At 66.1% G+C, this 13,587-nt stretch carries 11 protein-coding genes; 4 read left to right on the forward strand and 7 right to left on the reverse strand.

The genetic code is table 11. The features are described from left to right. Nucleotides 1–29: 29 nt before the first annotated feature. On the reverse strand, nt 30–770 hold the full coding sequence (locus CON76_RS12955) for a hypothetical protein (RefSeq protein WP_145995455.1): 741 nt from the start codon (nt 768–770) through the stop codon (nt 30–32). 148 nt (nt 771–918) lie between these two features. On the opposite strand from CON76_RS12955, the gene CON76_RS12230 reads away from it, so the two are divergent. The 4 genes from CON76_RS12230 to CON76_RS12245 all read left to right on the forward strand — a co-directional run bounded on the left by CON76_RS12230 (nt 919) and on the right by CON76_RS12245 (nt 4,765). Continuing rightward, a complete protein-coding gene (locus CON76_RS12230; protein ID WP_101103696.1) occupies nt 919–1,125 on the forward strand; it encodes a helix-turn-helix domain-containing protein in 207 nt (68 codons plus the stop codon). A 131-nt stretch (nt 1,126–1,256) separates the two neighbouring features. Then, on the forward strand, nt 1,257–3,206 hold the full coding sequence (htpG, locus tag CON76_RS12235) for a molecular chaperone HtpG (RefSeq protein WP_101103698.1): 1,950 nt from the start codon (nt 1,257–1,259) through the stop codon (nt 3,204–3,206). Nucleotides 3,207–3,351: 145 nt separating this feature from the next. Then, complete coding sequence (locus CON76_RS13740) at nt 3,352–3,690, forward strand: hypothetical protein (protein ID WP_420812949.1); 339 nt, start codon at nt 3,352–3,354, stop codon at nt 3,688–3,690. 58 nt (nt 3,691–3,748) lie between these two features. Further along, nucleotides 3,749–4,765 carry a class I SAM-dependent methyltransferase gene (locus CON76_RS12245; protein ID WP_101103700.1) on the forward strand — a complete coding sequence of 339 codons (1,017 nt, stop codon included), beginning with the start codon at nt 3,749–3,751 and terminating at the stop codon, nt 4,763–4,765. Nucleotides 4,766–4,772: 7 nt separating this feature from the next. Here CON76_RS12245 and CON76_RS12250 read toward each other — a convergent pair whose 3' ends face one another. The 6 genes from CON76_RS12250 to CON76_RS13215 all read right to left on the reverse strand — a co-directional run. Continuing rightward, nucleotides 4,773–5,528, reverse strand: a complete 756-nt coding sequence (locus tag CON76_RS12250) for a phosphatase PAP2 family protein (protein WP_101103717.1) — start codon at nt 5,526–5,528, stop codon at nt 4,773–4,775. A 115-nt stretch (nt 5,529–5,643) separates the two neighbouring features. Beyond that, nucleotides 5,644–7,671, reverse strand: coding sequence for an ATP-binding protein (locus tag CON76_RS12255; RefSeq protein ID WP_145995456.1), 2,028 nt, complete (start codon nt 7,669–7,671; stop codon nt 5,644–5,646). Continuing rightward, nucleotides 7,641–8,168 (reverse strand): putative pterin-binding protein, encoded by a 528-nt coding sequence (locus CON76_RS12260; RefSeq protein WP_240592858.1) that lies wholly within the window; start codon nt 8,166–8,168, stop codon nt 7,641–7,643. Before CON76_RS12260 ends, CON76_RS12255 begins: the two co-directional genes overlap by 31 nt. Before the next feature lie 77 nt (nt 8,169–8,245). Then, complete coding sequence (locus CON76_RS12265) at nt 8,246–10,327, reverse strand: ATP-dependent helicase (protein WP_101103705.1); 2,082 nt, start codon at nt 10,325–10,327, stop codon at nt 8,246–8,248. A 58-nt stretch (nt 10,328–10,385) separates the two neighbouring features. Continuing rightward, nucleotides 10,386–12,212, reverse strand: coding sequence for an MORN repeat-containing protein (locus CON76_RS12270; protein WP_101103707.1), 1,827 nt, complete (start codon nt 12,210–12,212; stop codon nt 10,386–10,388). 9 nt (nt 12,213–12,221) lie between these two features. After that, nucleotides 12,222–13,587 (reverse strand): hypothetical protein (locus CON76_RS13215; protein ID WP_169929061.1); only part of this gene is annotated, 1,366 nt, incomplete at its 5' end.

Genomic DNA, 13,587 nt, shown 5'->3' on the forward strand with positions numbered 1-13,587 from the left:
CAATATTATTTACGGATAAATCCTAAGTGTTATTTTGTACCGATGTAAATGAAGCCGTCGCTCTTGTTGTTGTTGAGGCCCATGGCCATCAGTGTTCGATTTTGGTTGTCGTAGTAAGCGATTCCATTGACCGTTGTACCGCTTGCGAACGCACAATAGTTACCGGCAAAAGTAACACTTAAATTAAATACATTTTTACCCGATGGGCGTGGTGTGACCGTGCCTGAAATGGAGCAGTAAACATTGCCAGCAGTCAGTGCCCCGCTGTCACTGATAGAAACGGATGTAGACACAGGTGAAGATTCTGCTGTGGCACCGTAGCCGCTGAATGTGCCAGCAACGGCGGCCAATGAGGCGGGCTGATCGTACGTCGCACTGTATGTACCCGAGAAGCTGGTGCCATGTGACGTCGTCACACTCATGCTGTTCTTGCTGCTGACGGTGCCTGTGTAGCTGCCCGCTTGTGCTTTACCGTTGTAGAAATCAAGTCCAGTGCCAGCAAGGGTGGAGCCAGTAACAGACGTATTGCCATACAGGGCGCCGTCCAACGAACTGCCACTGAAGTAAAAGCCCCATGTTTCACCGTTTTCAAGCACAGCAATTCGTGCCTGTCGTCCGGTGGAAGTGGTTCCAACCCACAGACCTTCAGCCGTATTCGATGCTGTTTCAGTATTGGACGGGGTTGTTGCGTTGTCATCATCCTCACCGCCTCCACATGCTGCCAGTGCAGCGGCAATCGACAAAGTGGCAACCATCTTGAGCTTTTTCATATGTTTCCTTTGAGGTTTTCTCCGCGATTGTGCGGCAGACCACATTCTGCCTCAAATAGTCATTTATGGAATATTCTAAGAAGGAATACACGATGCGTGCGTGCCAGCGTCCATCTATCATCCAAACTACCAGCGGTTGCGCGTGGCCATGGTGTCTGCGCGCAAAGCTGCGGGGTTGACACAGGTAGAAATGGCGCAACGGCTCAACGTAGGTCAGTCTTTTGTGTCCAAAATGGAGCGCGGCGACAGCTACGTGGATGCCATGATGTTGGTGGAGTGGTGCTCTGCTTGCGGCATTTTGCCGGGGGTACTGCTTGATCCGTTGGTGTGGAGCTCCGCCGCACCAACGACCTGATCCGTGCCGTGTATCGCGCCTTGAAACCCCCGCCACCGCCCCCATGTGTGCAGGCGTTGTCTGGTGCGCTGCGCTGTTGACCGCCGTGCGCCCAGATTTGGTTCAACCGTTTACAACACCCTGTCCGAGACATGAGCACCCATCACGCATTTCAGGCCGAAGTGGCCCAGTTGCTGCACCTCGTCACCCACGCGCTGTACTCCAACAAGGAGATCTTCCTGCGCGAGCTGGTCTCCAACGCCTCCGACGCCTGCGACAAACTGCGTTTTGAAGCCCTCAACAACACCGCCCTGTACGAGGACGCGCCCAACCTGGAGGTGCGCGTGGCGTTTGACAAGGATGCCAAGACCCTGACGATCACCGACAACGGCATCGGCATGAGCGAGCAGGAGGCGATCGACCACCTGGGCACCATCGCCAAGAGCGGCACCAAGGACTTCATGAGCCGCCTGAGTGGCGACCAGAAGAAGGACGCGCAGCTGATCGGCCAGTTCGGCGTCGGTTTCTACTCTGGCTTCATCGTGGCCGACAAGATCACCGTGGAAAGCCGCCGCGCGGGTCTCAAGGCCGAAGAGGGCGTGCGTTGGATCAGCGGTGGCTCCGGCGATTTCGAGACCGAGACCATCACCCGCGCCGCGCGCGGCACCAGCGTCATCCTGCACCTGCGCGAGGACGCCACCGAGTACCTCAACCGCTGGAAGCTCAAGCAGATCATCGGCAAGTATTCCGACCACATCAGCCTGCCTATCCTGATGCAAAAAGAGGAGTGGGATCAGGAAAAATCCGAGTACGTGCTGCAAGAGGAGTGGGAAGCCGTCAACAGCGCCAGCGCCCTGTGGACGCGTGCCAAGAAGGACATCACCGAAGAGCAGTACACCGACTTCTACAAGGCCATCAGCTACGACACCGAAGCGCCGTTGAACTGGAGCTACAACCGCGTGGAAGGCAGCACCGAATACACGCAGCTGCTCTACATTCCGGCCAAGGCCCCGCAGGACTTGTGGAACCGCGACAAGAAGGCCGGTGTCAAGCTCTACGTCAAGCGCGTTTTCATCATGGACGAGGCCGAAGCCCTGATGCCGACCTACTTGCGCTGGGTCAAGGGCGTGATCGACTCCTCCGACTTGCCGCTCAACGTCAGCCGCGAGCTGCTGCAGGAGAGCCGCGACGTGAAGGCCATCCGCGAAGGCAACACCCGCCGCGTGCTGTCCATGCTGGAAGAGTTGGCCAAGAAGGACAAGCTGCCCACCCCGTCCGGTGAAGGCGCCGACGCCGTGACCGACGTGCTGAGCGCCGAAGACAAGGCCGAAGCCGAGAAAATGGCTGGCAAGTACAGCCAGTTCTACGCCGAATTTGGTGCGGTGCTCAAGGAAGGCCTGGGCGAGGACTTTGCCAACAAGGACAAGATCGCCAAACTGCTGCGCTTTGCCTCCACCCAAAGCGACGCTGTCGGCGTGGGCTTTGCCGACTACAAGGCGCGCATGAAGGAAGGCCAGGAGGCCATCTACTACATCACCGCCGACACGCTGGCCGCCGCCAAGAACAGCCCGCAACTCGAGGTCTTCCGCAAAAAAGGCATCGAAGTGCTGCTGATGACCGACCGCGTGGACGAGTGGGCACTGTCGTTCCTGCACGAGTTCGACGGCACGCCGCTGCAATCGGTGGCCAAGGGTGCGGTGGACTTGGGCAAGCTGCAAGACGAAGAAGAGAAGAAGGCCGCCGAGCAAGCCGCCGAAGCCTTCAAGCCCGTGCTGGACAAGCTCAAGGAGGCCCTGAAAGACAAGGCACAGGACGTGCGCGTCACCACCCGTTTGGTCGATTCGCCCGCCTGCCTGGTGGTGGAAGACCACGGCATGAGCACCCAGCTGGCACGCATGCTCAAGGCTGCGGGCCAGCAAGCGCCCGACAGCAAACCGATTCTGGAAGTCAATGCCGAACACGCGCTGGTCAAAAAGCTCGACGGTTCGGCCCATTTTGACGATCTGGCCCACATCCTGTTCGACCAGGCGCTGCTGGCCGAAGGTGGTTTGCCCGAGGATCCGGCAGCGTACGTCAAGCGCGTCAACGCGTTGTTGGTGTAACCACGGGTGTATGGCCCGCCCTGTCGGGCCGTTGCTTGTATCGCCATCAGGCTCCCCATGTGGGAGCCTTTTTTGTATCGGTGGCCAATCGGATGGCCGCTGGGCGTAACATGGCCGTTTTCTGTAGTGGTGTGAGGAGCGGACGATGTCGCGTGTGCAACCGTTGGGGCGTTGGATGGTCGCCGTGGGGTGTATGGCTGGGCTGGCCGGTTGTGGCTCGGTGGGGGGTGGTGTGGGCGTGTCGGTGCCCGTGTTGCCGGGGGTCCACATTGGGGTCGGTGTGGGCACCGGAGGTGTGCATCTGGGGGTAGGAGCTTCTGCCGGGCCGGTTGGAGCGGGGGTGGCGGTGAACCAGCGCGGCCAGGTCACGGGCAATGCCGGCGTGGGGGGCAGCGTGCCGGTGGGCAGTGGCGGCGTGCGCGTGGGTGGCGCCGTGGGCACCGGCACCGTGCTGTACGACCCGGACGCGGCGCCGTCGCGCTGAACCCGCTGAAGCGCTGGCGGTGCCGGGCATGGGCTGGCGCTGGGTCTATGATTGCCGCATGAGCCGTTCCAAACTTTCTTCTGCCGCCGTGGCCTCTTCTTCCGCGCGTTCCGCTGCTGCACCCACCACTTCAGCCGCGTTGCGCCAGGCGTCACCACGACCACCGCGCCGGGGCGCTGCCGGGGCCGCTGCGCCTGGTAAGGCCGCCCCGCCGCTGGACGCCGAGGCAGCCCTGCGCGCCCAGTTGCCCGAGTTGCGTCCGGGGCAGTCGGTGGCGCTGCTGCAGGAGCTGCACATCCTCACCCGCGAGGGCAAGCTCAACCAGGACACCCGGCGCAAGCTCAAGCAGGTCAACCACCTGCTGCAGTTCATCGAGCCGCTGCTGCAGGCGGCGCTGGACGCGTGCGGTGATGTGACGCTGGTGGACCACGGCGCGGGCAAGTCCTACCTGGGCTTCATGCTGTATGACCTGTTCTGCCAGCCGCGCCAGGTGGGCTGGGTCTATGGCGTCGAGACGCGCGCCGAGCTGGTGGAGCGTTCGCGTGCGCTGGCGCAGCGGCTGGGCTTCGAGCGCATGCGCTTTGTGGCCGCCACGGTGCAGGACGCCATGACCAGCCCTGAATTGCCCGCTCAGGTGGATGTGGTGACGGCGCTGCACGCCTGCGACACCGCCACCGACGATGCCATCGCCTTCGGGCTGGCCCGCCAGGCGCGCTGCATGGTGCTGGTGCCGTGCTGCCAGGCCGAGGTGGCGGGCGTGCTGCGCCAGCACAAGGCGCTGAGCCTGTCGCGCACGCCGCTGAGCGAACTCTGGCGCCACCCGCTGCACACGCGCGAATTCGGCAGCCAGATCACCAACGTGCTGCGCTGCCTGCAGCTGGAGGCACACGGCTACCAGGTCACCGTGACCGAGCTGGTGGGCTGGGAGCACTCCATGAAGAACGAGCTGATTCTGGCGCGCAAGGTCGGCAAGGGCAAGGCCAGCGCCCGCGAGCGCCTGCAGCAGATTCTGGACGAGCTGGGTCTGGACGCCCTGCAACACCGCTTTGGCGTGCCGGGCACCGCTGCCGCCTGACGAACCGTCAACCGATGTTATCGGGCAGTGGTGACGCTGGCCGCTGCGGCTGCAGCCGGGGCGCCACGCGTGGCCACACCCGCTGCCCCTGGTGCCACAGCTGCCAGCTCAGCCAGGCGCTGCTCCAGCAGAGGGTGGCGGTCCACAGCGTGTGGCTGGGGTAGTGTGCGCCGCGCAGGGTCTGCACCCCGCCCAGCAGCAAGCCCAGCCCGGCGATGACCGCCAACAGCTTCAGTGCGCGTTGTTGCTGCCGCCGTTCCGGGTGGTGCAGCCCCGGCAATGCCAGCGCCAGAAACGCCATCGCCGTGGAGGCGTGCCCGCCCGGAAAACAGTGGCCGCTGCCGCCGTCGCGTACGCCCCACGTCCAGTGTGACACGTAGTGGGCCGTGCCACCAAAGTCGCTCAGCTCCCAGGGGCAGCTGGTCAGGCTCTGGCGCTTGAGCAGCGTCACGCTCAGCAGCGCCAGCGTGATGCCCCACAGCATCAGCCAGCGTTCGCTGCGGCTCCACTGGGCCCACGGCCCGGCGGGCTTGATGCACCCCACCCACAGCAGCGCGTACACGCCCCAGGCCAGCCAGCGCACGTCGTCGTGCAGGTACTGCTGCAGCCACGGGTGGTTGCGCAACGCAAAGCCCTGCGCGGTGCCGATGGCCTGCATCACGCGCACGTCCAGCGCGCTGGCGTCCCACAGCAGGGTCAGGCTCCACAGCGCAACGGTGACGGCCAACGGCCACGACAGACGGTCCAAGGTACGGGCAAGCATGCCCGATTGCACCCGCATGGCCTGAAGCTGGCCTTAATGCGGCCAGGCGGGAAGTGCCTTGGCGCATGCCGCTGCGCATTCAGTCCTGCGGCGTTACCCATGAAAGCCCTACCGTTCACTGCGCCGGGGAGGCACTCTGGCCGGGCGCCCAGCGTTCCAGCGCCGCCTGCAGTTGCGACTTTTGCAGTGGCTTGCTCAAGAACTCGTTGACGCCCGCCTGCAGCGCGCGCTCGGGCGCGTCGTTCATCACGTCGGCGGTGAGCGCAATGATGGGCATCTGGCCCTGGCCGCCGGGCAGGGCGCGGATCAGGCGCGTGGCGCTCAGGCCGTCCAGCTCGGGCATGTGGATGTCCATCAGCACGATGTCGAACGGCGCACTGGCCCGCTGCACGCACTCCAGCGCTTGCTGGCCGTTGTTGGCAAACGTGACGCGGTGGCCCAGCCGCCCCAGCAGCATGCCGATGAATTTCTGGTTGGTCGGGTGGTCCTCGGCCACCAGGATCAGCAGCGACCGGGTGGGCGCGGCGGGTGGCGTGTTGCTGGCCGCTGCGCCGGGGGCCGTGTCTGCCGATGTTGGCGCTGATGTTGGCGCCGATGCGGGCGTGGTGGCACCGGTCATCTCAGCAGAGGCCGCCAGTGCGGGTACGGCAGTGGGCGCAGTAGCGGGTGCGTCGCTGGTGCCGTCTGCCACCGCTGAGGCCGGTGGCGCGCAGCGTGGCGTTGCCAGCGTCAGCGTCAGGGCCGAGCCCTGGCCCAGCGTGCTGGCGGCGCTCAGCTCGCCGCCCATCAGGCGTGCCAGCGTGCGCGATATTTCCAGCCCCAGCCCGGTGCCGCCAAACTTGCGTGTCGAGGAGCCGTCCACCTGGTAGAAGCGCTGGAACAGCTGCCCCAGCGCCTCGGGGTTCATGCCGATGCCGGTGTCGCGCACCACCATCGTCCAGTGCAGGGTATCGGCGCTGGCGCTGGCCTGCACCTCCAGCGTCACCTGGCCGCGTTCGGTGAACTTGATGGCGTTGTGCAGCAGGTTGAACAGGATCTGGCGCACGCGCGTGGCGTCGGCCAGCACCCAGGCCGGGCGGGGCAGCTCGCCGCTGCGCTGCAGCTGCAGGCCCTTTTGCGTGGCGCTGGCCTGCATCAGGGCACACACGTCGTGCAGCAGGCGCGCCATGTCGGTGGGCTCGGGCGTGATGCCCATCTTGCCCGCCTCCAGCGCCGACATGTCCAGGATCTCGTTGAGCAGGCGCAGCAGGTGCTGCGCCGAGTTGCGCGCGGTCTGCACGCAGTCGCGCTGGTGCGCGCTCAGCGGGCCTTCCTCCTCCAGCAGGTCGAGCATGCCCAGCATGCCGTTGAAGGGGGTGCGCAGCTCGTGGCTCATGTTGGCCAGGAACTGGCTTTTCTCGCGGTTGGCGGTGTCGGCGCGGGCCTTGGCGCAGCGCAGTTCGGCGTTGAGCTGCTCCAGCGCCACCTGTTCGCGTTGCTGGTGGCGCTGGCGCGCCCACAGCGCCCCGGCCGCGCCCAGCAGCCCGATCACCTGCGCCAGCAGCAGCGCCTTGATGACATGGTTTTGCTCGTGCAGCGTCTCAAGCTGCTCCTCCATCAGGTGCGCCACCTGGCGGTTGGCCACGAACGACAGCCCTTGCACCTCCGGCCCCAGCCCGTACAGCGCGTCCAGCACGGCTTGCAGCGGCTGGGTGTGCTGCCAGGGCTGCGCCATCAGCGGGTCGATCGGGCCCAGCAGCGCGTGCAGGCGTTGCGCCAGGCCCTGGTACTCGGGGCTGGCGCGCAGCGGCGCAATGCTGGGGGTGCGCTCCAGCAGGTCGAAGCGGCTGAGCAAGATCTCGTAGCGCAGCTGCACCTGGTCCCAGTTGGCCCGGCTGGGCGGGTGGGTGGCCTGGTGCAGCGCGCTGCCCAGCTCGTGGCGAAAGCGCAGGAACTCGCGCTCGAAGTTGAACGTGAACGCGGTGCTGGAGTCGTCCTGCAGCCGGATCGTGCCCTCGGCGGTGCGCGCCTGCTGCAGCATCGCCCCCAGCGTGATGAGCAGGCCCACCGCCAGCACCAGTGTCACCAGCGCCAGCCACGCCAGAAAGCGGCGATGCGTGCCCGCCTGCGGGCTTACTGGATCCGTAGGGTCTTGAGTTGCCAAATCGAACGCTCGTAGTAGGTGGTCGATTGCAGCTCCGGGGTGCTGTCAAACGGGTAGATGATGAAGAACGGCCCCTTGCTGCGTACCGGTATGGGCTTGCCGTTGATGTGGATGGCCAGCACCACGTCAAACTGGTACGCGTCGGCTACCGGAATGGTGGCGGTGTAGTCGTTGAGTGCGGTGGCCTGTATGACTTGGCCCTGCACGCCACTGGCCTTGAGCACATCGCGCAGCAGTGGCCCGCCAAATTGCACCGGCAGCGTGTCCCACGGCGTGCGCGTGACGAAGCTGTGCTGCGGCAGCGCGCGCAGCGCCGCCATGTCCAGCGTCACGCGCCGGGGCATGGCGCTGTCGGCCTCGTTGTGGCCCAGCACCGTCAGCCTGGGGTTGGCCATCGAAAAGCCTGCCGTCACCGCCATGGGGGCAGGCGCTGCCGCGTGGGGCAGCGTCACCGACTGCGCCAGGCTGGTGCCCGCCCAGACCAGGGTCGCCAGCAAGGGCAAGGCCGAATGTGTTGCGAAGGGGGAAAGGTTCAACATGTGGGCCCACAACAAGCAAGTTCTTTGCGTCCATGTTAGCGCAGCTGCTGGGCCTTTTCTTTGGCGCGCTGGGCAAATTCCTCGCGCAACGCGCGCAGCTTGACCAGCGGGTCTTCCTTGACGGTGGCCTGGTCCAGCGCCATTTCGGCAATGAAGCGGCTGGGCTGGCCCGGCACCATTTCACGCCCCTTTTTGCGCCGCTTGAGCCAGTTCACCTGCAAGGTGTGCTGGGCGCGTGTGATCCCCACATACATCAGGCGGCGTTCCTCCTGGATGCGCAGCGCCAGCGCGGCTGGGTCGTCGCCCTCGTCGGGCTTGAACGGCAGCAGCCCCTCGTTGACACCGGCCAGAACCACGTGCGGCCATTCCAGCCCCTTGGAGGCGTGCAGCGTGGACAGCGTCACCACGTCCTGATCCTGTTCGCGCTCCGAGATGGTGGCAATCAGCGCGATGGTCTGCGCCACCTCCAGCAGCGTCTTGGCCTCGCGCTCGGTGCTGATGCCACCGCTGTCGTCGATTTGGCCGCCGCAGCGTTGGGCCACCCAGTCGCAAAAATCGACCACGTTGCCCCAGCGTGCGGCGGCGGCTTTTTCGCTGTCCTCGTTGTCGTACAGGTGTTGCTCGTAGCCAATGTCCTTGAGCCAGTCGGTCAGAAAGGCTTGTGCCGCTTCAAAGCCGACCGTGTGGCGGGCGCGGTGTTCCAAGTCGTTGAGGTAGCGGCCAAATTCGTGCAGGCCATGCACCGCGCGCTGCGGCAAGGCGCTGGGCAGCGAGTGCGAAAACAGCGCCTCAAACAGGCTGACCTTGTAGCGGGTGGCAAACGCGCCCAGCGCGGCCAGCGTCTGGTGCCCAATGCCGCGCTTGGGTGTGGTGATGGCACGCAAAAACGCCGGGTCATCGTCGTTGTTGACCAGCAGACGCAGCCAGGCGCACAAGTCCTTGATCTCGGCCCGGTCAAAAAAGCTTGTGCCCCCCGAGACTTTGTACGGAATCTGTGCCCGGCGCAGTGCCGTTTCAAACGCACGCGACTGGTGGTTGGCCCGGTACAGGATCGCAAAGTCCTTGAAGGCCTTGAACTTGGCCCCGGTACTGCCCGCCGCGCTGGAACCCGCGCGGATGCTCTGGATGCGTGCCACCGCGCGTTCGGCCTCGTGGTCTTCCGCATCGCACGCTTGCACGCGCACGGGTTCGCCTTCACCCAGTTCGCTCCACAGCGTCTTGGGGAAGAGCTTGGGGTTGGGGCCGATGACGTGGTTGGCCGCCCGCAAGATGGCGCTGGTGGAGCGGTAGTTTTGCTCCAGCTTGATGACCTTGAGCGCCGGGAAGTCCTGCGGCAGGCGTTTCAGGTTGTCCAGCGTGGCGCCGCGCCAGCCGTAGATGCTCTGGTCGTCGTCGCCCACGGCGGTGAAGCGCCCGCGTTCGCCCACCAGCAGTTTGAGCAGCTCGTACTGGGTGGCGTTGGTGTCTTGGTACTCGTCCACCAGCACGTGACCTAAGCGTTGCTGCCACTTGTCGCGCACCTCGGCGTGCTGTTGCAGCAGCTTCAGGGGCAGGGCGATCAGGTCGTCAAAATCGACGCTTTGGTACGCGCTCAGGCGTTCCTCGTACTTGGCCATCACCAGCGCGATCTGCCGTTCGGCCTCGCCTGGCGCCTGGGCCAGCGCCTGTGCGGCGTTGAGGCCTGCGCTCTTCCAACCGCTGATGGTCCACTGCCATTGGCGCGCGGTGGCACTGTCGGTGGTGCCGCCGCAGTCCTTCAGGATGGAGGTGATGTCGTCGGTGTCCAGGATCGAGAACTGCTGCTTCAAGCCCAGCACCTGGCCGTCCTCGCGCAGCAGGCGCACGCCCAGCGAGTGGAAGGTGGAGATCACCACCTCCTTGGCGGCGCGGCCCACCAGTTGCCCGGCGCGCTCGCGCATCTCGGCGGCCGCCTTGTTGGTGAAGGTGATGGCGGCAATGCGGTTGGCGGCCAGCCCGGCCTGGATCAGCCGCCCGATCTTGTGCGTGATGACGCGCGTCTTGCCCGAACCGGCACCGGCCAGCACCAGGCAGGGCCCGTTGAGGTGGTTGACGGCTTCAAGCTGGGCAAAGTTCAAACCGTGGGAAGAAGTGCTCACGTGGGGGTTTTTGTGGATAAATTGGACAACGTAAGGGCGTGGGGCGGCTGGCTGGGGCTCATGGGGCTTTGGTTGGGTGGTGCTGCGGTGCAGCCTTTGCTGGTGATGGTGCCGCAGGTGGATGGGCTTGTGCGGCTTGCGGTTCTGGTGCCGCAGCGGTGGCCGCACGTGTCAACGCCCCGTCGGCGGTTGGCTGGTCTTGCTCGAAGCGGCCCTGCCAGTGGTCGCCGTTGGCCCAGGTCATGGTACCTTGGCCGTGTTTTTTGCCTTGTTGCCATTGGCCACGGTAGCTGTCGCCGTTTTTCCATTCGTACAGGCCTTCTCCGTGCGGCACGCCTTGGGCAAAGCCACCTTGGTAGCGGTCGCCCCAGGCGTAGGTCATGCGGCCTTCGCCCTCGGGTTGGCCCGCCACCAGCTGGCCTTGGTACTGGTTGCCGTTGACAAAACGCAACGTGCCCTGGCCTTCGGGCTGGCCGTTGCGCCACGGGCCTTCGTAGCTCTGGCCGCTGGCCCAGCGGTAGATGCCGCTGCCCGCAGGTTGGCCTTGTTCAAACAGGCCCTCAAAGCTGTCGCCCGAGGCGTAGCGCAAGGTGCCGCGCCCGTGCGGTACGCCGTTGACCACCTCGCCCTGGTACTGGTTGCCGTTGGCAAACGCCAGCTGGCCGCTGCCCTGTGGCGATCCCTTCACCCACTGGCCCTGGTAGCGTTGGCCGTTGGCCCAGACGAAGGTGCCCTGGCCGTGCGGCTGTGTCGCCTGCAGCTCGCCCTGGTAGTGGTCGCCGTTGGCCCACTTCACGTCACCCGTGCCGCTGATTGTGTTGCCGCTTTGCTGGAAGCGCCCCTGGTAGTGCGTGCCGCCGATGGTGAGGTTGATGTCCTTCCAGGGCAGGGTGGCCTTGGCGGGCTCGGCGCTGTTGCTGGTGCCGCCTGCTGTGCCCCCGGTCATGGGCGCCGATCCCGTGGCGGCCTGGCTGGCCGCTGGGGCCGATCCCGCAGCGGCGGGGCCGCTGGTGCTGCTGACTGTGCCGGCGGTGCCTGTGGCGACCTGGGTGCTGGCCACCACAGGGGGCTGGGTGGCAATCCAGGGCGTGCCGCGGTCCTTGTTCAGGTTCTGGCCGTTGCTGCGCGCCAGCGCCTGCGCGTTGCCGATGCACTGGCTCTCGGCGCTGCGCCACAGCGTTTCCGCCGCCAGCGACTGGGTCTGCTTGTCGATGGCGCTCAGGCTGGCGCTGGTCTGCCGGAACTGCCGGGTGTAGTCGCGCGCCTTCTCGAACGCCGGGGCGCAGAACTCGGCGTTGTGCGCGTCCTCGGCGGTCTGGCTGCGTTTGAGCTGGGCTTGCTGCTGCAGCTTGCCGGTGCAGCGTTCGGCGGCCAGATCCCAGGAGTTTTCGGCCTTGCGGTAGAGCATGGCCGCGTCCAGCCAGCGCCGCTCGCGCAGCGCCTGCTGCGCCAGCTCCTGCAACTGGCTGGCGTCGTGCTGGCTGCGGGTGCAGGCGGGGTCGGCGCTGAGCTGGGGCTGCAGGCTGTCGCGCAGGCGCTGGTTGTCGCGCAGGTTGCGCAGCGCGCGCTCCTGGGCCCGGCCCGTGCAGGCCTGGCTGGCCTGGTGCCACAGCGCCATGCTCTTGTCGAGCTGTGCCGCCCGCTGCTGGAGGTCTTGCTGGTCGGACGACTGTGCGCTGGCCAGCGCCAGGTCCGCGGCCATTGCCTCATCGGTCAGGCGGGCGCAGTCGGCGGTGGTGCCAGCAGCTGGCGCTGCCGTGGGTGCCGTTGCCGGGGTTGTGGCCAGCGCGGGCGTTGCGGGTGGTGCCACCTGTGCCCATGCCGGCCCGGCCAGGCACCAGGCGGCGGCCAGCCGCGTCAGCTGTTGTTGCATGGATGAACTCATGGTGTCTCTTCAGGGGGTGTTCTTGCCGCTGGCGGCGGGCATGCCCAGCAGGGCTTCCACCAGGCCGTAGGCGTAGGGGTCGGTGCTGTCGCTGCCGCTGTCCTCGTAGCTGAAGGCGGTGCGGGCCGAGGCCAGCGGCATCTCGGTGCTGGCAAAGGTCAGGCTTTCGGGCCGGGTGCCCTTGAGCCGTGCCACCACTTCCTCGGCCAGGCCGTCCTTGTCGGCTTGCGCCTGCAGCGCGGTCATGCGGTCGGGATCCAGCGCCAGCGCGTTGGCCAGCAGGCCGCGCTCCAGCAGTTTCTGGTGCAGGCCAAACACGGCCAGCGGGTCGGCACCCAGCTTTTTCATGCGCTGGTAGGCCCAGGCGTCGGCTTCATCAAACGCAGTCGCCGCCACGCGCGACACGCCCCACAGCAGCCCCTTGTTCTTGGCCACCTGTTCCATGCTGCTGACGATCTGGGCCTGGGTCAGGCCTTGCACCGTCTTGCCCACTTCCTCGGTCAGGCGCCGTGTGGCGTATTCCTTGGCCTGGTCAATCAGCTGCTGCTTGATCAGATCGGTGGCGGCCTGGGCCGCCGCCTGCTGCGCGGTCTTGATGGCCTGGTCGGCCGCCAGCGCCGCGCCCTGCAAGCCCGTGGCCAGGGTGGCGATGGTGTAGAGCGAGCTCAAGATCTGCGTGCCGTAGTGGTAGCCCTTCATGCGCACGCCGCCTTCTTCCGACACACCCTGCGTCCACAGCACGGTCCACAGGGCCTCGTCGTCGCTCAGCCCGGCTTGCGCCACCTCCAGCGGGTGGTAGCTCATCAGCCAGTGGTAGTCCTGCAGGGTGGGGGTGTTGGGCGGCGCCAGGCGGGTGTAGCCCCGGCAGACTTCGAACGGCGTCAGCGTCACGGTCTTGCCGGTGGCGGTCTTGACCGCAAACGGGCGGCCCCAGTCGCGCATCGCCGCCAGTTCCTGCAGCAGCTCGGCCGCGTCGTCGTCCTCTTCGCCGTCCACCTCCACCAGCTTGTCGCCGGGGCGCAAGTCCACGCCCGGGGCGGCGGCAATCACGGTGATGCGCTCGTCCACGCCCAGCGCGCGCACCCAGGCCACGCGGTCGTCTTCCTGCCAGTCCTGGCTGCTGGTGACGGAGATGGGCAGTTCCCACTGCCGGTCGCAGTCCGGATCCTGCAATTGCGCCGAGCGCGCAATGGCCGGGCGCAACGCGCGCTCGCCCAGGCCGTACTGTTCAATCTGTTGCAGCAGCTTGGGGTTGACGGCGCGGCCATCGTCCACGGTGTAGCGCGGCGCGGCACAGCCCGCCAGCACGGCCAGCAGCGCCAGCGGGGTGGCCCAGCGCCAGTGCCGGGGTGGTGGTAAGTTGGGCACAATAAGT

It is taken from the genome of Macromonas bipunctata (assembly GCF_002837135.1).
In the GTDB taxonomy this organism is placed as follows: domain Bacteria; phylum Pseudomonadota; class Gammaproteobacteria; order Burkholderiales; family Burkholderiaceae_C; genus Macromonas_A; species Macromonas_A bipunctata.